Here is a 26,218-nt window from a genome sequence, read left to right as displayed (position 1 = left end):
GCTGACTCACGCGCGTGCCCGCTTCGAGCCACGGGTGATGGCCGCGCGCAATTTCTGCTCGATCTGGCTTTCTTTATACGCGGAGTCGAATTTCTGCCCGAACATGTCTCTGACGTAGAATGTATCGACCACCTGCTCGCCATAGGTGGCGATCACGGCGGAGGCAATTTGGATGTTAGAGGCTGCTAGCGCGCGGGTCAGATCGAACAGCAAGCCGGTACGATCACGAGTGTCGACCTCGATGATGGTGTAGATTTCCGAGCCGTCATTATCAAAAGTGATCGACGTTGGCACGATGAAGTCACGCTCGCGCTTTTTCATTTTATCGCGCGGGGCCAAGGCTTCGCCAGCGACGACTTCACCCATCAAAGTTTTGTGAATCATTGTCTTGAGGCGCGGCAAGCGTGCGGCGTCATAAGGGTGCTCATCGCCGTCTTGCACCCAGAAGGTGGCCGTCACAAACCCGTCTTTGGTCGTGTAGGTCCGCGCATCAACGACATTCGCGCCGACCAAGGCCAAGGCCCCGCAAACCCGCGAGAAAATGCCCGGGTGGTCGGCCATAACGAAGGTTGCGCGGGTGGCATCGCGATCCTCGTCAGGGGTTAGCTCAACACGGATTTCATCGGTGGGAATATCGCTTAGCAGATGTGCGATTTCAACATGTGCGGTGACATGCAGGCCCTGCCAATAAGATGGGTAATGGCGTGCAATCTCGCGCTTGAGGGCTTTTTCGCTCCAGTCAGGCATGGCCGCACGCAGGTTCTTTTTGGCCTCAGAGCCGCGTTCTTTGCGGTTAAGCGCCTCCATGCCGTCCTCTAGACCGCGCCGCGTTTGGCGGTAGAGCGCGCGGATCAGCGAGGCCTTCCAGTTGTTCCACACGTTTGGCCCAACGCCGCGAATATCGCACACGGTCAGCACGCAAAGCAGGTCTAACCGCTTGACCGTTTTTACCACTTTGGCAAAGTCGCGCACGGTGCGCGGGTCGGCGATATCGCGTTTTTGCGCCATGTCGGACATCAAAAGATGGTAGCGCACCAGCCATTCGACGGTGGCGCATTCCTCTTTATTCAACCCAAGGCGCGGTGCGATATAGCGGGCCATTTTAGCGCCCAAAATGGCATGGTCTTCGTCGCGACCTTTGCCAATGTCGTGTAGCAGTAACGCGACATAAAGCACCTTACGGTTCAACCCATCTTTGAGAATTGACGAGGCGACGGGAAGCTCCTCGACCAGTTCGCCGCGCTCAATTTGCGCAAGGTGGGAGATGGTTTGGATCGTGTGCTCATCCACCGTGTAGGAGTGGTACATGTTGAACTGCATCATCGCCACGATGGTCTGGAAGTCGGGGATAAAAGCCCCCAACACGCCCAACTCATTCATGCGGCGCAGGGCGCGTTCAGGGTTGCCGTGCTTAAGCAGGGTGTCGAGGAAAATGCGCGAGGCGTTTTTGTTGCCCTCAAGCATATGGATCGCCTCAAGGTTAGTGGCAATCAGGCGCATGAGGTCGGGATGGATCAGGTAGCCGGTGCGCAGAGCCTCCTCGAACACGCGCAGCAAATTGAGCGGGTCTTTGAGGAACTCTTTGTTCTTGACCATGACGAGCCGGTTTTGGCGCAGCTTATAGCCCGGCTTCAGTTTCTTGCGACGTGCATTGCGGATGAAGCCCAGAATGGCGGGTTCTGCTTTGACGTGGCGCGCTTCCAGGCCGGTAAGAAGGATACGGGTCAATTCGCCCACGCGGGTGGCGTGGCGAAAGTAGTCTTGCATGAAGTGCTCGACCGCACGGCGCCCGCCCTTATCCGCATAGCCCATGCGCTGGGCCACCTCGACTTGCAGATCGAAGGTCAACTGCTCGGCGGCACGTTTGGCAATCAGGTGCATGTGAGACCGCGTGCCCCACAAAAAGCGCTCGGCCTGTTGAAAGTCTTCCAACTCGTCACGGGTGAAGACTTTGAGTTTAACCAGCGCATTCGTGGTTTTCACGCGGTTAACGTATTTTGCGATCCAGTAGAGCGATTGCAGGTCGCGCAGCCCGCCTTTGCCCTCTTTCACGTTCGGCTCAACCATGTAGCGCTGACCGCCGCCGTGCTTTCTAAGACGCTCAGTGCGCTCGTTTAGCTTGGCCTCGACAAATTCGGCCCCGGTTTTCTTGAACAGTTTCTCCCAAAGCTGGCTGTCCAGCTCTTTGGCCAAAGGCGCGTGACCATCGACAAGGCGATGCTCCAGCAAGGCTGTGCGAATGGTGAAATCTTCGCGCCCCAGACGCAGGCAATCTTTGACCGTGCGCGAGGCGTGGCCGACCTTTAGTTTCAGGTCCCACAAAATGTAGAGCATCGATTCGATGACGCTTTCGGCCCATGGGGTGACTTTATATGGGGTCAAAAACAGCAGGTCGACATCCGAGAACGGGGCCATTTCGCCGCGGCCATAGCCACCAACCGCGATGACCGCAAGGCGTTCAGATTCAGTGGGGTTAGACAAAGGATGCAGATAGGTGCGTGCGACATGGAAGGCGGCGCGCACCAACCCGTCAGTCAGGTAGGTATAGGAGCGTGTAAGTTTGCGCGCGGCAAGAGGCTCTTGAGTGAAGGCCTCTGCGATGGCGTCACGACCTGCGCTTTGCACTTTCAGCAAGATAGCTACTGTTGTTGCGCGTATTTCCTTGGCACTGGAGAGGTCAAGGTTTTGCGCGTCTAGCTGCTCTCGGAGCGTGACGGCGTTCAAGATAGTATTCGCCGGGCAAATTAAATCGCCCGGCGCTGAGGGTGCTTTAGCGGCGGCTTTGGGCTTAGAAGCCGCCGAAGCCGAAGGATTTTGGTGCGGGATCAATAATCTGGACCTGATTGTTCGTCACTTGTGCAACGGCCAAAGCGCGTTGAACCGTGCCGTCGGATTTAAACCTAAATACCCCGTTCACGCCTTTGAAGCCAGCGTTTTGCGTCAGGTTTCCTTTGGTTATTGCACGCTTTTTCGCCGCCAGAGCGCGGATAGCAGCCACACCGTCATAGGCAAGGCCTGACAGGGGATGTGCATTATCACCATAGGATTTTAGGTAGCGGGAGTTGAACTGGCTGGTTGGGCCAGGGTCGGGCAATGCAAACCAGCCGCCTTGAACGCCTGGAAGGGACAGTGTCTGTGCCGGAACATCCCAGCGGGTCAGGCCAATGTACTTGGTGACGGCGGGGCTTACACCGCGCTCGGGCAGCATTTGCGCCAGTAGCGGCAATGCGCCGGTGCTATCAGAGGTCATGATGATGGCCGTGGCCCCTGATGTTTTTACGGTATTGGCAATCGCGGGCATTGCCGCGACGATTCCCTCGTGGCTGAATTCAAATGAGCCGTCACCGACGATTTGCACATTGGTGCCAGAGGTGGCTTTCACAATTGCAGAGCGCGCAATTTGGCCAACGGGGGTGCGTGGGTAGACCACAACGACGCGGCTGCGCCCTTGCGACCCGGCATAGCCCATGAGCCGTGACGCGATATTGTCAAAGGTGTTGCCAAGGATGAACAGGTTGCCACCAGCGATTGAGGTATTGTTGGAGAACGAAATGACGTTCACTTTTGAGCCAGAGACCGCGACCGCAACCGCATTAGCGGCATCCGAGCGTAGCGGTCCAAGGATGATGTCGGCGCCAGCCGCGACGGCTTTCGTGGCCATAGATGCCGCAGTGCCAGCCTGACCGGCGGTATTGTAGACGGTCAGGTTCACCTTGCCTGCCCCCAAATCGGCGATAGCCATACGTGCGGCATTTTCAAGGCCGCGTGCCAATCCGGTGTCGCCAGGGGTGGCCGAGCCATAAGGCACCAGCAACGCAACTTCGACAGCATCGCCGTTGGATTTTGCGCCAGCATCCCCCAGTGAGTTTAAATCTACGTTACAGGCTGATAGCCCAACTGCTGCCGTTAGCGCCACAATAGCGCGCATGCCCTTGCGGGCGCTTCCCAAAAGGTTGAACATGTTGATCACTCCATAAGTCCCCACCAATGGCCGCCGGCACAGCCACGCTTGTGAAACTGTGAATACGTGGTCTGAGGGGGCAAGTAAACGCGAAGACGAAGGTTAGGTGTATGACGGCTGCAAATTGCGTACTTTTGGCGCCAGGGCTCTATTTTTTGGCCACCCCAATAGGAACCGCCCGCGATATTACGCTGCGTGCGCTTGATATTTTGGCATCTGCGGATGTTTTAGCCGCAGAAGACACGCGGACTTTACGCCGTCTGATGGATATTCATGGAATCGCTTTGAATGGCCGCCCTCTGGTGGCCTACCATGATCACAATGGCCAAGCGGCGCGTCCTAAATTGCTGGCGGCGCTAGAGGCGGGGAAATCCGTGGCCTATGCATCGGAAGCGGGAACGCCACTGATCGCGGATCCGGGCTATCAGTTGGGGCGTGCGGTGGTGGAGGCTGGTTACATGGTCACGGCAGCCCCCGGACCTTCGGCGGTATTGACGGCTTTGACGGTTAGCGGTCTGGCAACAGATGCGTTCTTTTTCGCGGGATTTTCGCCGGTATCTAAAGGACAAAGACAGAGCTTTTTGCGAGGGCTGGCCGAGGTGCCGGGAACTTTGGTGTTTTATGAGAGCCCGAAACGCGTTCACAAAATGTTAGATGATTTGGTGGAAGTATACGGCGCAGAGCGTGAAGGAGTCGTTGCGCGGGAGTTGACGAAGAAGTTTGAAGAAGTCCGGCGCGGGACTTTGGCCGAGTTGGTTGAAGACTTGCGTGGTGACATGCTGAAAGGCGAAGTGGTTGTGCTTGTCGCCCGTGGCGAGCAGAGCGGGTTTGATGAAAATGATACGGAAATTCTTCTGCGGGACGCGATGAAAAATGGTAGCCTTAAGGATGCAGTCGCACAGGTAATGGCAACCACCGGGCAGCCACGGCGACAGATTTATCAAGCCGCGCTGCGGCTGGAGAAAGAAAGGGAATAGCAATGTCTCGGACCGCGCGCGGGCAAATGGGATACCACGCAGGCCTTGAGGCAGAGCGCGGTGTTGCAAGGAACTACCTGCGGCGCGGGTATTCATTCGAGGCGCATAGGTTTCGGGGCAAATCAGGAGAGATTGATTTGGTTTTGCGCCATCATGACGAAGTGATTTTTATTGAGGTAAAACAAAGTCGTACTCATGCGCGTGCGGCAGGGCGTTTGCAGTCGTGTCAAATGGCACGGCTGTTTCAGACGGCTGAAGAATTCGTGGCGAATGAGCCGGATGGTCAGAACACTAATATGCGCTTTGATGTGGCGTTGGTGGATGGCGCTGGGCGCATTGAAATCATCGAGAATGCAATGGCGGCTTGATCCGTGCGCTAGTGCCGTGGGGATTGTTTGCACATAATGGATTGAAAGCCCGCCCTCGCTGTCGCATTTAAGACGTGTGAGGTCAGTGTTTGGCCTTTATGCACGGAGGACAGCACATGGGCCTAAAAGTTGCCATTCAAATGGACCCGATCGACGACATCAACATTGATGGGGATTCGAGTTTTCGCATTGCAGAGGAAGCTCAAGCGCGTGGGCATGAATTATTTTACTATACTCCCGACATGCTGTCCTACGTGGAAGGCGAGGTTTATGCTGAAGGTTGGCCTTTAAAAGTTCGTCGCGTAGAGGGCGATCATTTCGAGCAGGGTGAGCGGCAGCGCATCAATTTAGCTGACTGGGATGTGGTTTGGCTGCGTCAAGACCCGCCATTTGACATGGGGTATATCACCACCACGCATATTTTGGATCGAATCCACCCGGCCACTTTAGTGGTGAATGACCCGACGTGGGTGCGCAACTGGCCCGAAAAACTTAAGGTATTGGACTATCCTGACTTGACGCCTCCGACGGCTATTGCGCGAAACCTTGAGACACTTAAGGCGTTCAAAGAGCGTCATGGCGACGTCATATTAAAGCCGCTCTATGGCAATGGCGGTGCGGGTGTGTTTCGTCTGACGCCCGATGATCGCAACCTGAACTCGCTGCATGAGTTGTTTGTTGGCATCAATAACGAGCCGCTGATCATGCAAAAATTCCTGCCTGACGTGGCCAAGGGGGACAAACGCATCATTTTGATTGATGGCGAACCCGTCGGGGCGATTAACCGCGTTCCCGCGAAGGGGGAAACGCGCTCGAATATGCATGTGGGAGGGCGCCCTGAAAAAGTTGGTCTGACAGAACGTGATCTAGAGATTTGCGCGCGGATTGGGACGGATTTGAAAAATCATGGTCAAGTGTTCGTAGGAATTGACGTTATTGGTGGGTGGCTGACAGAGATAAATGTGACCTCACCCACAGGTTTGCTGGAATTGGAACGCTTTGACGGCGTGAACGTGACCGCCAAGATTTGGGAAGCGATTGAGGCACGACGGGCCTGATTATAACGGGGCAGATTATTCCGCGACTCGGTAACTGACGGCTTCAGCAATATGGGTGGCCCGAACACCCGAGCTGCCGTCCATATCCGCGATTGTTCGCGCGACGCGCAGCACACGGTGATAGCTGCGCGCTGATAGGCGGTAGTGCTCGGCGGCGCGGGTCAGAAGGGCGGCGCCCTCAGTGTCGGGGGTGGCGACTTCCTTTAGTAATTCGCCTTCAGCGTCCGCATTCATTCGAACGTCAACATGGCTGGTAAAGCGCTGCGACTGCACGGCGTGCGCGGCCTCGACGCGGGCCGCCACTTGGGCAGATGTGTCACCGGATGCGGGTAAATCCAGATCGGTGAAGGCCACGGGCGGCACGTCTATGCGTAAATCGAACCGGTCCATTAACGGCCCGGAAATGCGACCCATGTAATCTTCGCCGCATAGTGGTGCGCGCGAGCAAGCCTGCGCGGGGTCGGTCATATAGCCACATTTGCAGGGGTTGGCCGCGGCGACCAACATGAATTTGCACGGGTAGCGCACATGGGCATTGGCGCGCGCGACGACCACATCGCCGGTCTCGATGGGTTGGCGCAGGGTTTCCAAGACGGCCCGCGGGTATTCGGGAAACTCATCCATGAACAATACCCCGTTGTGAGCCAGCGAGATTTCCCCCGGTTTGGCCCCACGTCCACCGCCAACAATTGCTGCCATAGAGGCGGTGTGATGGGGGGTGCGAAACGGGCGTTCGCGTGAGATGCCGCCGTTATCCAAAAGCCCGGCAAGCGAGTGGATCATTGAGGTTTCCAGCGCCTCTTCTGGCGAAAGCGCCGGTAAAATTCCGGGGAGGCGGGCGGCAAGCATGGACTTTCCCGACCCGGGGGTGCCGACCATTAGCAGGTGATGCCGCCCGGCGGCGGCGATTTCCAGCGCACGTTTGGCACGTTCTTGTCCTTTGACATCGCGCAAGTCTTTTAGGTGATCGGGTCGGCTGACTTCGCCCGGCGTCGCAACGGGAAGGGGGCGCTGGCCCGTGTAATGCTGCACAACTTCGAGCAAAGATCGCGCCCCGAAAACCCGGGCGCTATCAACCCACGCGGCCTCGGGGCCGCAGGATTCGGGACACAAGAGAGTACACTCTTGCTCGGCGGCGGCCAGGGCGGCGGGCAGGGTGCCGATCACCGGAACCAGCGAGCCATCGAGGGATAATTCCCCCAAAGCGACGGTGTTCTGGACGTCCTCGTCGGGTAAAATATCGAGCGCCGCCAGCAGGGCCAGCGCGATGGGGAGGTCGAAATGCGAGCCTTCCTTGGGCATGTCGGCGGGGGACAGGTTTACCGTGACCCTTTTGGACGGCATCGCAATAGACATCGCGGTGAGTGCGGCGCGCACACGGTCGCGTGCTTCGCTAACCGCTTTATCGGCCAACCCGACGATAGAAAATGACGGCAGCCCGGCGGTCACGGCGCATTGCACCTCGACCAGCCGGGCCTCAATCCCTTCAAAGGCAACCGTATATGTGCGGGAAACCATGAGTGCCCTTTTCGCGTTAACTATGTCTCTAAGTGACGGATTATTAGTTAACGCGAGGTTTATTTAGTCAGGCCCGGGCCATGCGCCGGCCTCATATGGCAAGTCATAGTTGGACTGAGGCGCATCTTGCAGCCCGCGTCTGCGCCACTCCAAAAACGTCGGATCAGAGATGGTCTGAACCACATAGGCTTTGGAATTTTCGCCAAGTGGCAAGCCATAACCGGCCATGCGCGCGGCGACCGGCGCAAAGAACGCATCGGCAACTGAATAGTCGCCGAATAACCATGGCCCGTCTGTTTTCATGTCTTCGGCCAGCGCCCACAGAGCCTCAATTCGGGTCAGGTCTGCGGCGATGTCGTCTGAGATGGGGAAATCTACAAAGCTTTGGCGCAGGTTCATCGGGCAAGCTGAGCGAAGCGCAACATAGCCGCTGTGCATTTCTGCAACCATGCCACGCGCAAGGGCGCGGGCGGCTGGGTCCTTTGGCCAATACCCTTTGTCGGGGTGCCGCTCGGCCAATGTTTCGGCAATGCTGAGGCTATCCATGACGACGCAGCCCTCGGGCAGGCGCACAACAGGGACCGTTCGCGCAGGCGCAAATGGCTTCAAGCTTTCGGTAAATTGAGGGGTGTAAAGGCGTGCGTCTTGCACGGTGATGTCGAGGTCGAACTTTGCGAACAAAAGCCAACCACGGAGGGACCAACTGGAATAGGAGCGGTCGCCAATAAGGAGATCATAAGTCATAAGGTGCAGCGTAGCGCAGCAAGGGAGCGAACGAAAAGTGATGAATTGTGACGGTTCCCATCATGGTTGGTGATTTATCGAGCGCGCTTTCCAGCCATTGGCTAAGACGTCGATACGGGTGACCGAGAGCGGCTCTATCGTGTGGGACATGGCTTTGTAGGGGCTCACGTTTAGGGCACGCTGCAACTGCGACATGATCACGCCCATATGGGCTACGATTACGATATCTGCGTGGGGTGCGTCCAAAAGCGCGTGTACGGAAGGGGTCAGGCGGGCATGGAGGTCGTTCCAGCTTTCGCCCTCGGGGGGCTTCACATCGCCGGGCGTTTCCCAATAGGCGTGGGATAATTCGGGGTGCAATTTATCAACCTCAGAGAAATGCAAACCGTCCCAAACGCCAAAGTCTAACTCGCGCAGTTGCGGGTCATGTGGCAGCCGCGTGCGGCCCGTATTTAGCGCGTCGGCAGTGGTGCGCGCACGGCTTAGATCAGAGGAAACGATAGCAGCATCCGCGGGCAGATATGCGTTGAGACGGGCGAGTTTTTGCGTGTCGGACAGATCGGCCGGGACATCACGCCAGCCGGTAAAGGCCTTTTGGTGTGTCGGGCCGTGGCGCACCCACCACAGGCGGGTGACGGTCATACCAACGCCTTGGGCATCTGCCCTTTCAGAACTTGGGGCAGGCCAGCGGTGACTTGGATAACCAGTTGGGCTTTGCTGGCAATCTGCTGGTTCAGCTTGCCCTGAGCTTCGCGGAATTGGCGCGACATGGCGTGCTCGGGCACGATGCCCTGACCGACCTCGTTGGTGACGACGACGACTTGGGCGGCGCAGGTGGTAAGGGCCGATACAAGGGTATTGGATGCCGCATGCAGGTCGATCTCAGCCATCAATTGATTGCTGAGCCAGAGCGTGGCGCAGTCCAGTAGTACCACTTGTTCAGGGGGCAGATTTGCGAGGTAGGCCGCGACCTCTAGCGGCTCTTCATGCGTGGTCCAGCCACCTGCGGCGCGGGCCGCTTGGTGGCGGGTGATCTTCGCGCGCATCTCATCGTCAAAGGCTTGCGCGGTGGCGATGTAGGTGCGGGGCGCATCAGGGGTGGCGTGCAAGATGGCCTGCTCCGCGAAGGCGGATTTACCGGAGGCCGCACCGCCAAGAACCATGGTCAGGGAGGGCAGGTTTGGCATGTTTTGGTCCTCTTTGGTCATGGTCGCGGCGTGATCGCCTGTGCCTTCATCCCAAAAGGCGGGGCTTGAGCCAAGCGAATACTGACATTGCCCCTTGCGCCGCGCTGTCTTAACACTTGGGGCAGAGAGAATGAGGTGCACCATGCTGGCTGGAAAACGCGTACTTTTGATCATTGGCGGCGGCATCGCGGCCTTCAAGTCGTTGGACCTGATCCGGCGCTTGCGCGAGCGCGGCGCCGTGGTGACGCCGGTTCTGACCAAAGCGGCGGAGGAATTTGTCACGCCGCTGAGCACCTCGGCTTTGGCGGGCAACAAGGTTTTTCGTGACCTGTTTGACCTGACAGATGAGGCCGAGATGGGCCATATCGAGTTGTCGCGCGCCGCCGATTTGGTCGTGGTCGCCCCGGCCACTGCGGACTTGATGGCGAAGATGGCGGCGGGCTTGGCCAATGATCTGGCGTCCACTTTGCTGATGGCCACGGACAAGCCCGTGCTGATTGCACCCGCGATGAATGTGCGCATGTGGGAGCACCCCGCGACCCAACGAAACCTAGCGGCACTTCAAGGCGATGGCATTGTGATTGTTGGTCCTGATGTGGGCGATATGGCGTGTGGAGAACATGGGCCGGGCCGTATGTCGGAGCCGCTGGCGATTGTGGATGCGGTGGCGAACGTGCTGGCGGATGGGCCACTGAAGGGGCGCCATATCGTGGTGACATCAGGCCCGACGCATGAGCCGATTGATCCTGTGCGCTATATCGCGAACCGATCTTCAGGCGCGCAGGGGACGGCAATTGCCCGCGCGTTGTCGGCGTTAGGCGCGCAGGTGACGTTCATAACTGGCCCCGCAGATGTAGCGCCGCCTTCGGGCGTGACGGTGGTGCGAGTGCAAACGGCAGATGAGATGCAAAAGGCCGTGGCGACGGCTTTGCCCGCGGATGGGGCCGTTTTTGCAGCGGCAGTGGCGGACTGGCGGGTGGCGAATGCGTCTGGCTCCAAGATGAAAAAGGACGGCTCGGGCAATGCGCCCGCGTTGGAATTCGTCGAGAACCCCGATATTTTAGCAGGCGTGTCGCAGATGGAAAAAGGCCGCCCGCAATTGGTTGTTGGCTTTGCCGCCGAGACTGATGACGTCAAAGCCAACGCGACAGCCAAGCGCAAACGTAAGGGCTGTGACTGGATTGTTGCCAATGATGTGAGCCCCGAGACGGGCATCATGGGTGGCAGCGAAAATGCGGTAACGATTATCTCGCAGGATGGCGCGGACAGCTGGCCGCGGATGACCAAAGATCAGGTGGCGTTAAGGCTTGCGGCCAAGATTGCCGAGGCATTGGCGTGACCCCTGTTTTGCGATTTTCATGGGTTGAAGGCGCGGACCGCGTGCTGGGCCTGCCATCGTATGAGACAAGCGGCGCGGCGGGGGCAGATTTGCGTGCCAACTTGGGCGAAGCAGATCGGGCGCGGGGGCTGGTTTTGGAGCCAATGCAGCGCGCCTTGGTGCCCACAGGTTTGCGGGTGGAAATTCCCGAAGGCTTTGAGGTGCAAATCCGGCCACGATCCGGTTTGGCGTTGAAACACGGGATCAGCCTGCCCAACAGTCCGGGGACGATTGATAGTGACTATCGTGGGCCGCTTGGGGTGATTTTGATCAATCTTGGCGGCGAGCCGTTCACGGTTAACCATGGGGACCGGATTGCGCAGATGGTTGTGGCTCCGGTGGTGCAGGCGCGGCTCAAGATGGTGGAAAACCTGTCGCAGACCACGCGCGGCGCGGGCGGTTTCGGCTCGACCGGGCGCGGCTGAGTTATGGCGCTGGTTCTCCTTATTGCTGTGGGGTTTATTCTGGGCGCGCGCTATTTTGATGCGCCTCGGCGGGTGATCGTTGCCATGTTGGTTGCGCTGTTCGCATGGGTCATTTTCTTCCAGATGGCATTGCCCGCAGGCAACCCGATCAAGGAAGCGACAGGCACTTTACGCGGGTGGGCCATTTTTGCGGGCGTGGCTGTGGTCGTGGCGGGGTATCGCGCGGTACTGGGCCAGTTGCGCAAACAGGCAGCGGACATGCAGGCACCAGAGACGCCATCCGACAAGTTTTCTGCGGCAGAATTGGATCGCTATGCCCGTCATATTGTCCTGCGCGAGATAGGCGGTCCGGGGCAGAAAAAGATGAAAGCGTCGCGCGTTCTTGTCGTGGGGGCTGGCGGTCTGGGCGCGCCTGCGTTGCAATATTTGGCCGCCGCAGGGATCGGCACGATCGGGGTGATTGATGACGATGAGGTCGATAGCTCTAATTTGCAACGCCAAGTGATCCACACCGATGCGCGGATCGGGATGCCCAAGGTTTTCTCGGCCCAGAAGGCGCTGTCGGCGCAAAACCCCTTTGTGAAAATTTTGCCGTATCACCGCCGACTTGAGGCGGATATGGCTGCGGAGTTATTTGCTGAGTATGATTTAATTCTAGATGGGTCCGATAATGCCGAGACGCGATACTTGGTAAATCGCGTTGCCGTGCAATTGGGCAAGCCTTTGATTTCAGGGGCGATTTCTCAATGGGAGGGGCAGTTGAGCTTGTTTGACCCCGCAACGAGCAGCCCATGTTATGCCTGCGTTTTCCCCAATCCGGCTGCTGCGGGGCTGGCCCCATCTTGTGCAGAAGCAGGGGTGATGGGGGCGTTGCCGGGGGTGGTCGGCTCGATGATGGCGGTGGAAGCGATAAAGCACGTCACGGGGGCAGGAGAAGGGTTGCGCGGGAAAATGTTGATTTACGACGCATTATACGCCGAGACTCGACTGATTTCCTTGAAGCGCGATCCAGAGTGTCTTGCCTGTGGAAAACTACCTTAAATAGTAGGAATAACCCACAGGGACACAATCTGTTGTGGGTAAAGCTAAACTTTACCTTTACAGAGACTCTAATAAATCACAACATCTGGGAAAGGATTGCGGCTGAACCGCAATCTATAGAGTAGAACCCAGCAAGTTGGGGGGAAGACATCCCTCGATACGCGATTTTGACGGTGGGGCCGAGCATGTCTAGCCTACAGCACTACTATGAGACCGAGGATTTGCATCCGATTGATCTGGTGGAAACCTTGGCAACCCATCACGATTGGGAGTTCGACCGCATCGCGGAGGACCAAATCGCGATGGCGATTGAGGGCCAATGGCGGACCTACTCAATCACCCTTGCATGGTCCGATCATGATGAGACATTGCGGCTGGTCTCTACCTTTGAGATGGAGCCGCCAGAAGACAAATTACCGGCGCTTTATGACGTGATTAATCGCGCAAATGACACATGCTGGACCGGCGCATTCACTTACTGGGAAGCGCAACGGCTGATGGTTTATCGCTACGGGCTGATCTTGGCGGGTGGTGTTGGTGCCGGGGCTGATCAGGTCGACAAAATGTTGTCGGCGGCGATCAAAGCATCAGAGCGGTTCTACCCTGCATTCCAGCTGGTGTGTTGGGGCGACCGGACGCCGAAAGACGCGATGAATGTTGCCATTGCGGAAGCCTACGGGCGCGCCTAACCTGCTGCATCTGACAGGGGAAGAGGACGCCATGGATTTTACCGAAATTAACACGCGCGGTCTGGTTTTGCTGGGCTGTGGGAAGATGGGCTCGGCCTTGCTGGAAGGCTGGCTGAATGGTGGGATTCATGCCGAGTCAGTTTACGTTTTGGACCCTTACCTGTCAGATTGGTTGAAGGCGCAAGGCGTTCATATCAATGAAGATTTGCCCAATGATCCCGCTATTTGTTTGCTGGCGGTGAAGCCGCAGATGATGGGTGATGCGTTGCCGCGCATGGTGGCGTTGGGCAATGCGACGACGTTATTTTTGTCGATTGCGGCGGGGACATCAATTGCGCTTTTCGAGCAGGCTTTGGGGGTGCAGACACCTATTGTGCGCTCTATGCCGAATACCCCTGCGGCCATCGCGAAAGGGATTTCTGCCATCGTTGGAAATGACTACGCCAGTGCGGCGCATTTAGACATGGCGGAAGGGTTGTTGCAGGCCGTGGGGCAGGTGGTGCGCCTTAAGGATGAGGCGCAGATTGATGCGGTGACGGGCGTGTCCGGCTCTGGCCCTGCATACGTTTTTCACCTGATTGAGACGATGGCCGCCGCAGGTGTGGCGCAAGGTTTGGCACCGGAATTGGCGATGCAATTGGCCAAGGCCACGGTGGCCGGGGCGGGCGCGTTGGCAGAAGCGTCAGACGATAGTCCAGAGCAGTTGCGCATCAACGTCACCAGCCCGGGCGGAACCACGGCTGCGGCCCTAGAGGTGCTGATGGATGAAGGCGCTGGGTTCCCTAAATTGCTGGGCGACGCAGTGAAAGCCGCGACAGATCGTGGCCGCGAATTGGGGGGCTAAATATGGATGAGATCTCGTTCGATGACTTTATGAAGGTCGATATTCGTGTGGGCGTTATCGTGCGGGCAGAAAGCTACCCAGAAGCGCGCAAGCCCGCGATTAAGCTGTGGGTGGATTTTGGACCTGAGATTGGTGAGCGGAAAAGCTCTGCACAGATCACCCAGCACTACACACCGGAAGATCTACCGGGCAAAAAAGTTATGGCCGTGGTGAATTTTCCACCCCGCCAGATCGGCAAATTTATGTCGGAGATATTGGTCCTAGGGATGCCAGATGCTGACGGTGAAGTTGTGCTGATGGTCCCTGACAAAAACGTGCCTATCGGCGGGAGGATGTACTGATGAAAAAGCTGCTAATTTCACGGCTATTGCCAGAAACGGTGATGGAAAAAGCGCGCGCATCATTTGATGTGGTTTTACGCGACGACATAGCCCCGATGAGTGTGGCTGAAGCAACCCATGCAATTGAAAATTATGACTTAATTTTGCCAACACTCGGAGACCAGTTTTCGGAGGCGGCTATTTTGGGGGCACAGCCTCGTGCCAAGTTGCTGGCGAACTTTGGCGTTGGTTTTAACCATATTGATGCGGAGGCCGCCAAGGCGCAGGGCATCGCGGTAACCAACACTCCGGGCGCTGTGACAGATGCAACGGCGGATATCGCAATGACGCTGATGTTGATGACTGCGCGGCGCGCGGGCGAGGGCGAGCGGCTGGTGCGTGCTGGCAACTGGATGGGCTGGCAGCCGACGCAAATGCTGGGTCTGCATCTGACGGGAAAAACGGTCGGTATCATTGGTATGGGGCGGATCGGGCAAGCGATTGCGAAGCGCTGCCATCATGGGTTCGGCTGCAAGATTGTATACGCCAATAGATCGCGCAAAGACCTTGCGGAGGCGACGCAATTGGACAGCGTGGAGGATGTCGCGCGGGTGGCGGATATTTTGGTCGCCGCAACACCCGGGGGGCCTGCGACGCGCCATCTATTTGGGGTGTCAGTATTTGATGCGATGCAGCCCCACGCGATTTTCGTCAACATTTCTCGTGGTGACGTGGTTGATGAGGCGGCGTTGATCAACGCGCTGCAAACAGGTCAGATCGGTGGGGCCGGATTGGATGTTTATGAGCATGAACCTGTTGTTCCGGATGCCCTAAAAGCCTTGGAGAATGTCACCTTGTTGCCGCATCTTGGGACCAACACGCTGGAGGTGCGCACGGGCATGGGGATGATGGCATTGGATAATCTACTGGCGTTCTCGGCAGGGAACGTGCCACCAAACACGGTCTGAGCAGGGAAAAATGTGACATTTTTCCCCGTTAAATGTCACCTGTCGCCTCGCGAAAATGCTTCCGGCACAGCGACACATAGGTCTCGTTACCGCCGACTTGCACTTGGTCCCCATCGACAACAGCCTTGCCGTCAGCACCCTTGCGGATGACCATGGTGGCTTTCTTCCCGCAATGGCAAATGGTGCGCACTTCGCGCATCTCATCGGCAAGCGCCAGCAAGGCGGCAGAGCCGGGAAACAGCTCCCCGCGGAAGTCGACGCGTAGCCCGTAGCACATGACGGGAACTTTTAAATCATCCACCGCGCGGGCCAGTTGCCAGACCTGTTCTTTGGATAGCCACTGGGCCTCATCGACCATGACGCAAGCAACGGAAGATTCGCTTAAGCGGTTGGAAATCATGGAGAAAAGGTCAGATTCTTCGCTATAAATATCAGCCTCTTTAGCCAGTCCAATGCGTGAGCCAATCTGCCCTGTGCCTGCCCTGTGATCAAAGTCAGCGGTCAACAAATAGGTCTGCATTCCCATCTCTTGGTAGTTATGCGCGGCCTGCAAAAGTAGCGTAGATTTACCCGCATTCATGGTGGAGTAGTGGAAATATAATTTGGCCATATACCCCCGTATCAAAGCCTGTTGAGAGGGGCAAGGTCGGTGAGGGACGCGCTAGGGAAAGCGTTCTTAGCGCATGCTGATTACCCGGCAACACACACTTCGACGCCCCTCACCATGAGTTCGTATTCAGCACAACACGAACCCCGTAGCCCCCATACCCTAGGAGCTTACTCTGAGTAACGCGGGGGAAAACAATTGCGCAGGGGAAAGGCTTTGGGGTATTCCCCACAAGACCTATTAGGCCCGGGGAAGGCGACACAATGGCTGTGATGAATAAGTACCTTAAGAAACACACTGAGGCGTTGGTGAAAGACGTGGGCGTAGAGGCCGCGTGCAAGCTAACTGGCCGCTCCAAGGCCACTTTGGGACGCTACTATTCCGAGTCGGACGAGCACTCTGACCGCTATATGCCACTAGATGCCGTCGCGGCACTGGAAGCCGCCTCAAGCTTTCCGCATGTGACGCAGGCTTTGGCCGAGATCAATGGCAACACTCTGGAGGTCGACACTGGCCGCAAGGGAAATTCCGCATCGGTAAACACCAACGTAGTCGCCTTGGCGCAGCGCTTTGCGATGCTGATGGGGGAATATAATCAGTCCATCCAAGACGGCGTTATCACGGCCACCGAGGCCAAGCGTATGTTGATCGAGACGTTAGAGCTGCAAAAAGTTCTGGTCGAGATGAAGCTGCATCTAGAAGATGAGACTGTTTGAGGGGCCGAGGCGGTTAGTCTACTCTTCTGGTTACAACCTGTGCTGTTTGGAGAACGTCTTCTCCTAGCTTGACGGAGCGTCTGACATATTCAGTCAAATCACTATGTAACGCCAAAAGCACATCTCGATGGAAACTCATATCTGGAGAAATATCAGGCCATTTTGCAAATGCCTCAGAACTGAAGGTGATCTGTCCCTCTAGTGGTTTCAGCGCCTCAAGCATGCCCTGCATTGGTTTGATATTATCACCGATGGGCAGAGTTTCTGTTAGATCAGCAGTGTCTATGATATTGATAGCTCGTTGCATGCAGACCATTGAATCGCGAAATGAGTTGTTCATTTTAGGAATATGTATTTTGAGTCGTGAAGTGTAGCGGGCCAATAAGTTCATGATCCCAGAGAGGGCGTCCATCTGGCTTTGTACCGAGTTGGAGTTGTTTGCGTGGGTTAGTCGTTTAGTAAATTTAGCTAGTTTTGTTGAGAATTGTGTGAGGTCTGTTGCCAGTTCGTCCATCTCAGTTGTGTGGTCGTTGAGATGTTTAGCTGCCGTGCTGATTAGGTCATTTGCTGCATATAAAGGATTTTGCTCAAGAAGGTCTTCAAAGTTTTTCAGCATTGAAAATTTTTGATCTGACGGGGGCGTTTCGTCTGTGTGTGGCGCGGCGGTTTTGATAAGGTCGTAGATCGCCATGGAAAGCTGTCGAGACAACAAAACATTAAATTGAGTCGGGTCATCATATTCTTCGTATCGAACGCCCAATTCCCCAATTTCAGTTCTGAAATTATTTTTCTTTGCCAATTGATCTATATTGATGTCCCTTGATTTTAGTGGGACTTCGGAAAAATAGAACATAATTTCGGGTTTTTTATGGGCCTTCCAAGCGTCAAACGCTATCCGGAACTCCTCCTCGGTACCAGATCCCCAGTACTTTGTTGGTGTTCCAAAATAAGAACCCATTATTCCAATGTAGATGTCTATGTCATCGGGCAATTGGTCATTTATTGTTGCTTGAGGGTATTCTCCAGCGGCAGGCCAAGTATGTGTTTCCCATCCAATGATCTCGACAAAAAACCCGTCGCGTGCTCCACTATCGAGATTAATATTATCAGCAACTTGGCGTGCTATCTCGCGTTCTTCTGCGAGATTTCCTGGCGAAGATAATAAAACTCGAAATCGTTGAACGCCAGTTGGCATATTACCCCTCCTGCAACGCTTTAACCTCGATCTCACCCTCAACCCGTGACTTCATCGCCAATGCGCAGGCGTGGGCGGCGGCGGCGGTGGTGAAGTAGGGGATTTTGTCGTAGAGCGCGATGGAGCGGATTTCTCGGCTGTCTTCAATGGCTTGCGTGCCCTCGGTTGTATTCAAAACAAGGCTGATGTGTTTGTCTTTCAACTGGTCCACCACATTGGGGCGGCCCTCGTAGACTTTGTTGACAGTTTCGCAGGCAATGTCATTTTCAACGAGCCAAGCAGCGGTGCCGCGGGTGGCAATCAGGGCGTGGCCTAGGTCCAGCAGCACGCTTGCGGCTTCCAGCATGTCGGGGGTTTTGTCCTCGTTGCGGATCGAGAAGAACACTTTGCCAGTGCCGCCTTCTGGTAGCTCTGTGCCCGCGCCCATTTGTGCCTTGAGGAAGGCGCGGTGGAAGTTTTTATCGGACCCCATGACCTCGCCCGTTGAGCGCATTTCTGGCCCAAGCAAGGTATCGACGCCGGGGAAGCGGGCGAAGGGCAGCACGGCCTCTTTGACGGCATAGGTGTCGATGATCGGGTCGATCAGGTCGAACTCTTCCAGCTTGGCACCCGCCATGATCCGCGCGGCGATAGACGCGATAGGAGAGCCGATAGCCTTGGCCACAAATGGCACGGTGCGCGAGGCGCGCGGGTTGACTTCGATAAGGTAGATGTCGTTGTTTTTGATGGCGAATTGTACGTTCATCAAGCCGACAACATTTAGCCCAAGCGCAAGGGCTTTGGTCTGGTCGCGCAGGCGTGCAATGATGTCCTTGGAAAGTGAGTAAGGGGGCAGGGAGCAGGCGCTGTCGCCCGAGTGCACGCCGGCCTCCTCGATATGTTGCATGATGCCTGCGACATGCACAGATGTGCCGTCGCAAAGCGCGTCAACATCGACCTCGATCGCGCCAGACAGGTAGCTGTCGAGCAGCACGGGGCTGTCGCCGGAAACCACCACGGCCTCGGAGATGTAGCGCTCGAGCTGCGCCTGATCGCGCACGATTTCCATCGCACGGCCACCCAGCACATAAGAGGGGCGGATCACCAGTGGGAAGCCAATCTCGACGGCTTTCTCAAAGGCTTCTTCGTCGGAATGGGCTAGGCCGTTATGGGGCTGCAACAGGCCAAGTTTTTCGACCAATTGCTGGAAGCGTTCACGGTCCTCGGCCAGATCAATCGCGTCGGGCGAGGTGCCAAGGATCGGGATGCCCTCATCGGCCAGCGCTTGCGCGATTTTCAGCGGTGTCTGGCCGCCAAACTGGACGATAACGCCGTGAAGCGTGCCGTTTTCCAGCTCTACGCGCAGGATTTCCATGACATGCTCGAACGTCAGCGGCTCAAAGTACAACCGATCTGAGGTGTCGTAATCCGTCGATACAGTCTCGGGGTTGCAGTTGATCATGATCGTCTCGTAGCCCTGCTTGGTCAGCGCATAGCAGGCGTGGACACAGCAGTAATCAAACTCGATGCCTTGGCCGATACGGTTCGGACCACCACCCAAAATGACAACCTTTTTGGCGTCAGATGGCCGGGCTTCGCATTCGACCTCGCCCATCATTGGGGCCTCGTAGGTGGAATACATATAGGGGGTTTGGGCCTCGAACTCGGCGGCGCAAGTGTCGATGCGCTTGAACACAGCCGTGACGCCAAGGTTTTGGCGGGTGCGGCGGATATCGGCCTCGGTGCGGTTGGTTAATATGCCAAGGCGGGCGTCCGAGAAGCCTAGCATTTTCAACTCGCGCAGGCCGGATTCAGTCTCGGGCAAGCCGTCTTTGTGCACGATGGCTTCGGCCTCGATGATCTCGCGGATACGGGCCAGAAACCACGGATCATATGCGGTGATCTGGTTGATCTCGCTATCTGAGAAACCATAGCGCATGGCATGGGCGATGACGCGGATGCGGTCCGGAGTTTGCTTGGCCAGCTCACGCGTTAGGGCCTTGTCGATGGCTTCTTGCGCGGCGGTATCGGTGCCAACAAGGATGCGTGTGCCGTCTTTTTCACGGTATTGCAGTGCGTCTTGCGCTGGCATGCCGTCGATATCGGGCTCGTCAAAACCCGTGAGGCCAGTTTCCATCGAGGCCAGTGCTTTTTGCATGCTCTCGTGGAAGGTGCGCCCGATGGCCATGACTTCGCCCACGGATTTCATCGCGGTGGTCAGGTATGGCTCTGCGCCGGGGAATTTCTCAAAAGCAAAGCGTGGGATCTTGGTGACGACATAGTCGATCGTTGGCTCAAACGATGCGGGTGTGATGCCCGTGATGTCGTTGTCTAATTCATCCAGCGTAAAGCCCACGGCCAGTTTGGCGGCGATTTTGGCGATTGGAAAACCAGTGGCCTTGGAGGCCAGCGCGGAGGAGCGCGACACGCGCGGGTTCATCTCGATCACGATCATGCGCCCGTCAACGGGGTTCACGGCCCATTGCACGTTGGAGCCGCCGGTTTCGACGCCAATCTCGCGCAGTACAGCGATAGAGGCGTTGCGCATGGCTTGGTATTCTTTGTCCGTCAGCGTTAGGGCCGGGGCCACAGTGATGCTGTCGCCAGTATGCACGCCCATCGGGTCGATGTTTTCAATCGCGCACACAATGATGGCGTTGTCGGCGTGGTCGCGCACGACTTCCATCTCAAATTCTTTCCAGCCCAGCAGGGATTCGTCGATTAGGATTTGATTGACGGGTGATGCATCAAGGCCAGTTTTGCAGAAGTGTTTATAATCTTCGCGGTTATACGCCACGCCGCCGCCAGTGCCGCCAAGGGTGAAGGCGGGACGAATAATGGCGGGTAGGCCGACATATTCGATGGCCTCCATGCATTCGTCCATGGTGTTGGCAACGACGGCTTTGGGGTTCTCTAGGCCAAGGCGGTCCATGGCTTCGCGGAACAATTTGCGGTCCTCGGCCATCTCGATGGCCTCGCGTTTGGCGCCGATCATCTCGACATTATATTTGGCCAGAACGCCCATTTCTTCCAATGCTAGCGAGGTGTTAAGCCCGGTTTGCCCGCCCATGGTTGGCAGCAATGCATCGGGGCGTTCTTTCTCGATGATCTTGGCTACAACCTCTGGCGTGATCGGCTCAATGTAGGTGGCATCGGCCATGTCAGGGTCGGTCATGATGGTGGCAGGGTTCGAGTTGACCAAGATGACGCGGTAGCCCTCTTCGCGAAGCGCCTTGCAGGCTTGCGCGCCGGAATAGTCAAACTCGCAGGCCTGCCCGATAACGATGGGGCCTGCGCCGATGATCATGATGGATTTGATATCGGTTCTTTTTGGCATGGTCTGGCCCCCAGTTTGCGCAAATTATCGTGGGTTTAAGCAGTCCGCTAAGTGGGCGCAAGGGCATGTGGGGAAGGGATTTGAGAATCTTTAGGGCGCGGCAATTTCTCTAAGAGAAATTGGCCCCAGACTTTCGGGGAAAGTCTGGGTGTTCGCAAAACTCATGCCTTGTACTTTGCCTGACATTCAGGGGCGGGATCACGTCTTTGGAGTGAATGCTTTTGGAAACGCGGAGTGCGGCTCAGATGCGTTTTCTACATAAAGATAGTCCCGTGTAATCGGCACTGTGGTTTGGTGTTTGTGCAATTGCACATGGTACAAAACATGGGGCATGTCGGACAGGCTTAGCTCTGACGCGATCAGGTAGTAGCGCCACATCCGTATGAAGCGCTCGTCGTACCCCATGGCGCGGACCTCGTCCAAGCGATCCTCAAACCTGATCAGCCATTCGTACAATGTGCGGTCATAGTGAGTGCGCCAAACTTCTATGTCGGCGGCCTCCAGTGAGGTTTTCTCGACCACGCTGATCACCTCGGATAGTGCAGGGGTGTAGCCGCCGGGGAAGATGTATTTCTGGAACCACGGCGACAGGTTGCCCGGAGGGCCTGTGCGCCCGATGAAATGGATCAGCGCTACACCATCTTCTTTCAGGTTTTTCTGTATCTGGCGAAAGTAGGTCGTGTATTGTGGCTGGCCTACATGTTCCAGCATGCCCACCGACACGATGCGGTCGAACTGCTCGGTCACGTCACGGTAATCTTGCAGGCGGAATTCCACCAGATGCGACACGCCAGCCTCTTCAGCCCGCAGCGTTGCGGCTTTGCGTTGCTCTTCTGATAAGGTGACACCGACAACCTGCGCGCCGTAGTCTTTGGCCAGCGTGATCGCCAAACCGCCCCATCCAGAACCAATGTCGAGGATTTTCATCCCCGGCTTGATCAGCAGCTTCCCTGCGATATGCGCTTTCTTGGCGATTTGCGCCTGTTCCAGCGTCATGGCGTCATCTTTAAAATAGGCGCAGGTGTATTGCTTGTCCTCGTCTAAAAACAGGTAATAGAAGGGTGTCGAGATGTCGTAATGATGCTCTGCGTTATCTTTGGCTGTTGAATGCGGAATCCACTGGTCCCACTTGCGTTTAGCTATACGCAATTTACGCGCCAAGGATTGACCAAACGGCAGGTTACCTTGCTGGAAATTCTGTACAACGAGGGTCAGGAGGCCACGCACGTCGTCGCCCTCAATCGTCATGGTGCCATCCATGTAGGCCTCGCCTAAGGCAAGTTCTGGGTTCCGGATGAGCTTCCCGGGGAGGGCGTCGTCGTGGAACGTCAACGTGACGGTAGGTGAGGCCCCATCACCTGCGGAAAGGACCTCTCCATTGTTAAGATGCAGGATAAGAGTCCCCTGCTTGATTAGCTGCGATACTAGCAACTTTAGGAATTTATCCCACATATTGTTTCTTCCCGACCGACGTAAGTGCTGCATTGCCCAATGAATTTCGGACCGCACAGGGCCGGATTTTCGCGCCAATGTCAATTAATTCACCTACACGACTTACATGGAGGACTTATTTCTACCCGCGTTGCTTGACTTTGGCGTCCGGGGCATGTGTACCGGGCCGACACCGATTTCCGCCGAAAAGGGCCTATATTATGCACGCTTATCGTAGCCATTCCTGCGCCGACCTGACTGCCGCCAATGTGGGCGATACTGTTCGCCTTTCTGGTTGGGTGCATCGGGTGCGCGATCACGGTGGCATTTTGTTCATCGACCTGCGTGACCATTACGGCATTACGCAGATTTTGGCCGACCCTGATAGCCCGGTTTTCAAGGATGTAGAAAAAGTGCGCTCCGAGTGGTGCATTCGTATTGATGGCAACGTCATGGCGCGCTCGGCCGAGTTGGTGAACCCGAAACTGCCCACTGGCGAAGTCGAGGTATTTATCCGCGATATCGAAGTTTTGGGCGCCTCGGAAGAGCTGCCTTTGATGGTGTTTGGCGACCAAGAATACCCCGAAGAGACGCGCCTGAAATACCGCTTTTTGGACCTGCGCCGCGAGAAATTACAGCGCAACATGATCTTGCGTTCCGACGTGGTATCCTCGATGCGCAAACGCATGTGGGATATGAATTTCAAAGAATTCCAAACGCCAATTATTACCGCATCCAGCCCTGAAGGCGCGCGCGATTTTTTGGTGCCATCACGCCAGCATCCGGGCAAGTTCTACGCACTGCCGCAAGCCCCACAACAGTTCAAACAGCTGTTGATGGTCTCTGGCTTTGACAAATATTTCCAAATTGCGCCGTGCTTCCGTGATGAAGACCCGCGCGCTGACCGCTCTCCGACGGATTTCTATCAGCTTGATATTGAGATGAGCTTTGTCGAGCAAGAAGACGTCTTCAACACCATTCAGCCTGTCGTCCAAGGCATCTTTGAAGAATTTGGTGGCGGCCGCAAAGTGGACAGCGATTGGGAACAAATTTCCTATAAAGACGCGGCCCTTTGGTATGGCTCGGACAAGCCCGATCTGCGCAACCCGATCAAAATGCAGGTTGTATCCGAGCATTTTGCCGGTGGTGGCTTTGGCATTTTCGCGAAAATCTTGGAACAAGACGGCACGGAAATCCGCGCCATTCCTGCGCCTAAAGGTGGCTCGCGTAAATTCTGCGACCGGATGAATGCGTTCGCGCAAAAAGAAGGCCTGCCGGGCATGGGCTATATTTTCTGGCGTGACCAAGGTGAAGGCATGGAGGCCGCTGGCCCCTTGGCTAAAAACATTGGCCCAGAGCGCACCGAGGCTATTCGTCAGCAATTGGGCCTTGAAGTGGGCGACGCGGCATTCTTCTTGGGCGGTAAGCCGTCGTCATTCGAGGCTGTGGCCGGGCGTGCACGTGTGGAAATCGGCAATCAGTTGAAACTAACTGATCTGAACCGTTTCGCCTTTGCGTGGATTGTAGATTTCCCGATGTACGAGGCCGACGAGGAAAGCGGCAAGATCGACTTCTCGCACAACCCGTTCTCGATGCCACAAGGCGGCATGGACGCGCTGCAAGGCGACCCGTTGGACGTGCTGGGCTACCAATATGACTTGGCGTGCAACGGCTATGAGCTGATTTCGGGCGCGATCCGGAACCACCGCCCCGAGATCATGTTCAAAGCGTTTGAGTTGGCAGGTTACGGCGAAGATGAGGTGCGCAAGCGCTTCGGTGGCATGGTTAACGCGTTCAAGTTTGGCGCACCGCCCCACGGCGGGTGTGCAGCAGGTATCGACCGTATTGTGATGCTTTTGGCCGACGAGGCTAACATTCGCGAAGTGATCTTGTTCCCAATGAACCAACGCGCCGAAGATTTGATGATGGATGCCCCAAGCGAGCCAATGGCAGATCAGCTGATGGAATTGGGTCTGCGCGTTATTCCACAAGATTAAATACAGCAAAAAATCGCTGTTTCAGGGCGAGATCAACGATTTTTCAACAGGTTCACTCCAGTAATGCGTTAAACTGGGGTGAATTTGAAGAAAGGTTCGCGTGATGGGGTTTTCGCCGGAGATTGCCGCAATTCGTTTTGGCGAAGGGTTAGCGCCTGATATCGCGCCTCCTGCATCCAAGGATGCGGTGCTAAAACAGTTGAGCGGGCCAGACTTGTCTGCGCGGGATTTTCCAGTGCCGTTATTGACGGATTTACTGCCTGATATGGCCCGGCTGCGCAAACTTAACAAAGCGGCGCGGCGCGGACGCAAGACCCCTGAGGCGGACGCCTTAAGCGACGTGTATAAACAAGCGCAACGCGCCTATAACCGCGAGATGGAAGCGATGATCGCGCCGGTTTTCGCGCGCTCGATCACCTCTGAGCAACCCTTTCGGGAGCGGCTGACCCGCTTTTGGGGGGATCACTTTACGGTGGTGGGAAAAACAAACCTAACCCGCCGCGCGGTGCCTGCATATCTGGAGGAGGTTATTCGCCCCCATATCGCGGGCCGGTTTTCCGACATGTTGAAGGCCGTTGTGACCAGCCCGATGATGCTAGACTACTTGGACCAAAATGCCTCGGTCGGTCCTAACTCTTTGGGGGCCAAAGGGCGGCGTGGGTTGAATGAAAACCTCGCGCGCGAGTTGCTGGAACTGCACACGCTTGGGGTGGACGGGGTGTACTCGCAAGATGATGTGCGCCAGTTGGCCGAGCTTTTAACCGGGATGACCTCGAATTTTGAGGGGTTCGCATTCCGCGCCAAGATTGCGGAGCCGGGCACTGAAACCGTGTTGGGAAAAACATATGGCGGTGGGGCCGCATCGCTGGCGGATGTGATGGCGTTTTTAGATGACGTGGCCCGCCACCCTGATACGGCGCGCCATATCGCGCGCAAATTGGCAGTCCATTTCACGTCTGACACGCCCGATGACGGGATGGTCGCGGATATGGTTGATGCCTACACCCAATCGGATGGTGATTTGATGGTGGTGTATGACGCGATGGTGCGGCACCCGTTTGCATGGAACAGCTTTGGCCAGAAGGTTAAACAGCCGGTTGATTTCATCTGCTCGGCTTTGCGCGTGCTAGAGGTTCCGCCGGCCACTCTGGAGCGCCTGAATAGATCAAAGCGGCGCGCTTATCTGATCACGCCGATGACCGGAATGGGGCAAAAATGGACGCGCCCCGGCGGACCGGATGGCTGGCCGGAAGAGGCGGAGGCATGGATCACACCGCAGGGTTTGGCCGCGCGCATCCAGTGGTCGATGGCGGCCCCATCCGCGTTTTTCCGCAGCCTACCTGACCCGCGTATGTTCGTTAGATCGGCCTTGGGTGATACTGCGGATGAGACGGTTAAGTTTGCGGCGCGGGCTGCTGAAACACGGCGCGAGGGGGTTGGCCTGATCTTGGCTTCGCCCTCGTTCCAGAGGAGATAAA

23 protein-coding genes are annotated in these 26,218 nt (G+C 56.4%); 13 read left to right on the top strand and 10 right to left on the bottom strand.

The features are described from left to right. Nucleotides 1-6: 6 nt before the first annotated feature. Nucleotides 7-2,829 (bottom strand): [protein-PII] uridylyltransferase, encoded by a 2,823-nt coding sequence (locus AC3Y7R_RS07220; RefSeq protein ID WP_490041352.1) that lies wholly within the window; start codon nt 2,827-2,829, stop codon nt 7-9. Next, nucleotides 2,789-3,961 (bottom strand): penicillin-binding protein activator, encoded by a 1,173-nt coding sequence (locus AC3Y7R_RS07215; RefSeq protein ID WP_490041351.1) that lies wholly within the window; start codon nt 3,959-3,961, stop codon nt 2,789-2,791. Before AC3Y7R_RS07215 ends, AC3Y7R_RS07220 begins: the two co-directional genes overlap by 41 nt. A 110-nt stretch (nt 3,962-4,071) precedes the next feature. Here AC3Y7R_RS07215 and rsmI point away from each other — a divergent pair, with 110 nt between their 5' ends. The 3 genes from rsmI (at nt 4,072) to gshB (ending at nt 6,364) form a co-directional block, all read left to right on the top strand. After that, nucleotides 4,072-4,938 carry a 16S rRNA (cytidine(1402)-2'-O)-methyltransferase gene (rsmI, locus tag AC3Y7R_RS07210; protein ID WP_490041350.1) on the top strand — a complete coding sequence of 289 codons (867 nt, stop codon included), beginning with the start codon at nt 4,072-4,074 and terminating at the stop codon, nt 4,936-4,938. A 2-nt stretch (nt 4,939-4,940) separates the two neighbouring features. Then, nucleotides 4,941-5,306 carry a YraN family protein gene (locus tag AC3Y7R_RS07205; RefSeq protein WP_490041349.1) on the top strand — a complete coding sequence of 122 codons (366 nt, stop codon included), beginning with the start codon at nt 4,941-4,943 and terminating at the stop codon, nt 5,304-5,306. A gap of 116 nt (nt 5,307-5,422) precedes the next feature. After that, nucleotides 5,423-6,364: a glutathione synthase gene (gshB, locus tag AC3Y7R_RS07200; RefSeq protein WP_490041348.1), complete on the top strand. Its 942-nt coding sequence runs from the start codon at nt 5,423-5,425 to the stop codon at nt 6,362-6,364. Nucleotides 6,365-6,379: 15 nt separating this feature from the next. Here gshB and AC3Y7R_RS07195 read toward each other — a convergent pair whose 3' ends face one another. The 4 genes from AC3Y7R_RS07195 to cobU all read right to left on the bottom strand — a co-directional run bounded on the left by AC3Y7R_RS07195 (nt 6,380) and on the right by cobU (nt 9,957). Then, the gene (locus AC3Y7R_RS07195; RefSeq protein WP_490041347.1) at nt 6,380-7,882 is read right to left on the bottom strand and encodes a YifB family Mg chelatase-like AAA ATPase; all 1,503 of its coding nucleotides are present in this window, start codon (nt 7,880-7,882) and stop codon (nt 6,380-6,382) included. 63 nt (nt 7,883-7,945) lie between these two features. Continuing rightward, a complete protein-coding gene (locus AC3Y7R_RS07190; protein ID WP_490041346.1) occupies nt 7,946-8,626 on the bottom strand; it encodes a glutathione S-transferase in 681 nt (226 codons plus the stop codon). 60 nt (nt 8,627-8,686) lie between these two features. Continuing rightward, complete coding sequence (locus AC3Y7R_RS07185; RefSeq protein WP_490041345.1) at nt 8,687-9,268, bottom strand: histidine phosphatase family protein; 582 nt, start codon at nt 9,266-9,268, stop codon at nt 8,687-8,689. Continuing rightward, nucleotides 9,265-9,957 carry a bifunctional adenosylcobinamide kinase/adenosylcobinamide-phosphate guanylyltransferase gene (gene cobU, locus AC3Y7R_RS07180; RefSeq protein ID WP_490041344.1) on the bottom strand — a complete coding sequence of 231 codons (693 nt, stop codon included), beginning with the start codon at nt 9,955-9,957 and terminating at the stop codon, nt 9,265-9,267. The genes AC3Y7R_RS07185 and cobU overlap by 4 nt, the downstream gene beginning before the upstream one ends. On the opposite strand from cobU, the gene coaBC reads away from it, so the two are divergent. The 7 genes from coaBC to AC3Y7R_RS07145 all read left to right on the top strand — a co-directional run bounded on the left by coaBC (nt 9,956) and on the right by AC3Y7R_RS07145 (nt 15,478). Beyond that, complete coding sequence (gene coaBC / locus AC3Y7R_RS07175; RefSeq protein WP_490041343.1) at nt 9,956-11,152, top strand: bifunctional phosphopantothenoylcysteine decarboxylase/phosphopantothenate--cysteine ligase CoaBC; 1,197 nt, start codon at nt 9,956-9,958, stop codon at nt 11,150-11,152. The genes cobU and coaBC overlap by 2 nt on opposite strands. Further along, the gene (gene dut / locus AC3Y7R_RS07170; protein ID WP_490041342.1) at nt 11,149-11,616 is read left to right on the top strand and encodes a dUTP diphosphatase; all 468 of its coding nucleotides are present in this window, start codon (nt 11,149-11,151) and stop codon (nt 11,614-11,616) included. Before coaBC ends, dut begins: the two co-directional genes overlap by 4 nt. Nucleotides 11,617-11,619: 3 nt before the next feature. After that, complete coding sequence (locus AC3Y7R_RS07165; RefSeq protein WP_490041341.1) at nt 11,620-12,657, top strand: HesA/MoeB/ThiF family protein; 1,038 nt, start codon at nt 11,620-11,622, stop codon at nt 12,655-12,657. 185 nt (nt 12,658-12,842) lie between these two features. Continuing rightward, entirely contained in the window at nt 12,843-13,346 is a 504-nt protein-coding gene (locus AC3Y7R_RS07160; protein WP_490041340.1) for a type III secretion system chaperone family protein, read from the top strand. 31 nt (nt 13,347-13,377) lie between these two features. Continuing rightward, nucleotides 13,378-14,190, top strand: coding sequence for a pyrroline-5-carboxylate reductase (gene proC / locus AC3Y7R_RS07155; RefSeq protein WP_490041339.1), 813 nt, complete (start codon nt 13,378-13,380; stop codon nt 14,188-14,190). Between the two features lie 2 nt (nt 14,191-14,192). Then, nucleotides 14,193-14,531 (top strand): tRNA-binding protein, encoded by a 339-nt coding sequence (locus AC3Y7R_RS07150; RefSeq protein WP_490041338.1) that lies wholly within the window; start codon nt 14,193-14,195, stop codon nt 14,529-14,531. Next, a complete protein-coding gene (locus tag AC3Y7R_RS07145; protein WP_490041337.1) occupies nt 14,531-15,478 on the top strand; it encodes a 2-hydroxyacid dehydrogenase in 948 nt (315 codons plus the stop codon). The genes AC3Y7R_RS07150 and AC3Y7R_RS07145 overlap by 1 nt, the downstream gene beginning before the upstream one ends. Nucleotides 15,479-15,506: 28 nt before the next feature. On the opposite strand, the gene AC3Y7R_RS07140 is transcribed toward AC3Y7R_RS07145, so the two are convergent. Next, a complete protein-coding gene (locus tag AC3Y7R_RS07140; RefSeq protein ID WP_490041336.1) occupies nt 15,507-16,088 on the bottom strand; it encodes a thymidine kinase in 582 nt (193 codons plus the stop codon). A 260-nt stretch (nt 16,089-16,348) separates the two neighbouring features. Between AC3Y7R_RS07140 and AC3Y7R_RS07135 the strand changes: the two genes are divergently transcribed. Next, a complete protein-coding gene (locus AC3Y7R_RS07135; protein ID WP_490041335.1) occupies nt 16,349-16,801 on the top strand; it encodes a hypothetical protein in 453 nt (150 codons plus the stop codon). Nucleotides 16,802-16,814: 13 nt separating this feature from the next. Here AC3Y7R_RS07135 and AC3Y7R_RS07130 read toward each other — a convergent pair whose 3' ends face one another. The 3 genes from AC3Y7R_RS07130 to AC3Y7R_RS07120 all read right to left on the bottom strand — a co-directional run bounded on the left by AC3Y7R_RS07130 (nt 16,815) and on the right by AC3Y7R_RS07120 (nt 22,764). After that, complete coding sequence (locus AC3Y7R_RS07130; RefSeq protein WP_490041334.1) at nt 16,815-17,996, bottom strand: DUF4062 domain-containing protein; 1,182 nt, start codon at nt 17,994-17,996, stop codon at nt 16,815-16,817. 1 nt (nt 17,997) lies between these two features. Further along, complete coding sequence (gene carB, locus AC3Y7R_RS07125; protein ID WP_490041333.1) at nt 17,998-21,312, bottom strand: carbamoyl-phosphate synthase large subunit; 3,315 nt, start codon at nt 21,310-21,312, stop codon at nt 17,998-18,000. Between the two features lie 198 nt (nt 21,313-21,510). Further along, entirely contained in the window at nt 21,511-22,764 is a 1,254-nt protein-coding gene (locus AC3Y7R_RS07120; protein ID WP_490041332.1) for a class I SAM-dependent methyltransferase, read from the bottom strand. Between the two features lie 200 nt (nt 22,765-22,964). Here AC3Y7R_RS07120 and aspS point away from each other — a divergent pair, with 200 nt between their 5' ends. Next, complete coding sequence (aspS, locus tag AC3Y7R_RS07115; protein ID WP_490041331.1) at nt 22,965-24,740, top strand: aspartate--tRNA ligase; 1,776 nt, start codon at nt 22,965-22,967, stop codon at nt 24,738-24,740. A gap of 103 nt (nt 24,741-24,843) precedes the next feature. Then, the gene (locus tag AC3Y7R_RS07110) at nt 24,844-26,217 is read left to right on the top strand and encodes a DUF1800 domain-containing protein (protein WP_490041330.1); all 1,374 of its coding nucleotides are present in this window, start codon (nt 24,844-24,846) and stop codon (nt 26,215-26,217) included. The last annotated feature ends 1 nt before the right edge of the window (nt 26,218 follow it).

The sequence above is a fragment of the Litoreibacter sp. genome, from assembly GCF_058136045.1.
This window is presented reverse-complemented; position numbering and strand designations above follow the sequence as displayed.

Coding starts and splice junctions, on each gene's coding strand:
- AC3Y7R_RS07215 (WP_490041351.1), bottom strand. CDS start 3,961: ATGTTCAACCTTTTGGGAAGCGCCCGCAAGGGCATGCGCGCTATTGTG.
- rsmI (WP_490041350.1), top strand. CDS start 4,072: ATGACGGCTGCAAATTGCGTACTTTTGGCGCCAGGGCTCTATTTTTTG.
- AC3Y7R_RS07205 (WP_490041349.1), top strand. CDS start 4,941: ATGTCTCGGACCGCGCGCGGGCAAATGGGATACCACGCAGGCCTTGAG.
- gshB (WP_490041348.1), top strand. CDS start 5,423: ATGGGCCTAAAAGTTGCCATTCAAATGGACCCGATCGACGACATCAAC.
- AC3Y7R_RS07195 (WP_490041347.1), bottom strand. CDS start 7,882: ATGGTTTCCCGCACATATACGGTTGCCTTTGAAGGGATTGAGGCCCGG.
- AC3Y7R_RS07190 (WP_490041346.1), bottom strand. CDS start 8,626: ATGACTTATGATCTCCTTATTGGCGACCGCTCCTATTCCAGTTGGTCC.
- AC3Y7R_RS07185 (WP_490041345.1), bottom strand. CDS start 9,268: ATGACCGTCACCCGCCTGTGGTGGGTGCGCCACGGCCCGACACACCAA.
- coaBC (WP_490041343.1), top strand. CDS start 9,956: ATGCTGGCTGGAAAACGCGTACTTTTGATCATTGGCGGCGGCATCGCG.
- cobU (WP_490041344.1), bottom strand. CDS start 9,957: ATGGTGCACCTCATTCTCTCTGCCCCAAGTGTTAAGACAGCGCGGCGC.
- AC3Y7R_RS07165 (WP_490041341.1), top strand. CDS start 11,620: ATGGCGCTGGTTCTCCTTATTGCTGTGGGGTTTATTCTGGGCGCGCGC.
- AC3Y7R_RS07160 (WP_490041340.1), top strand. CDS start 12,843: ATGTCTAGCCTACAGCACTACTATGAGACCGAGGATTTGCATCCGATT.
- proC (WP_490041339.1), top strand. CDS start 13,378: ATGGATTTTACCGAAATTAACACGCGCGGTCTGGTTTTGCTGGGCTGT.
- AC3Y7R_RS07150 (WP_490041338.1), top strand. CDS start 14,193: ATGGATGAGATCTCGTTCGATGACTTTATGAAGGTCGATATTCGTGTG.
- AC3Y7R_RS07145 (WP_490041337.1), top strand. CDS start 14,531: ATGAAAAAGCTGCTAATTTCACGGCTATTGCCAGAAACGGTGATGGAA.
- AC3Y7R_RS07140 (WP_490041336.1), bottom strand. CDS start 16,088: ATGGCCAAATTATATTTCCACTACTCCACCATGAATGCGGGTAAATCT.
- AC3Y7R_RS07135 (WP_490041335.1), top strand. CDS start 16,349: ATGGCTGTGATGAATAAGTACCTTAAGAAACACACTGAGGCGTTGGTG.
- AC3Y7R_RS07130 (WP_490041334.1), bottom strand. CDS start 17,996: ATGCCAACTGGCGTTCAACGATTTCGAGTTTTATTATCTTCGCCAGGA.
- carB (WP_490041333.1), bottom strand. CDS start 21,312: ATGCCAAAAAGAACCGATATCAAATCCATCATGATCATCGGCGCAGGC.
- AC3Y7R_RS07120 (WP_490041332.1), bottom strand. CDS start 22,764: ATGTGGGATAAATTCCTAAAGTTGCTAGTATCGCAGCTAATCAAGCAG.
- aspS (WP_490041331.1), top strand. CDS start 22,965: ATGCACGCTTATCGTAGCCATTCCTGCGCCGACCTGACTGCCGCCAAT.
- AC3Y7R_RS07110 (WP_490041330.1), top strand. CDS start 24,844: ATGGGGTTTTCGCCGGAGATTGCCGCAATTCGTTTTGGCGAAGGGTTA.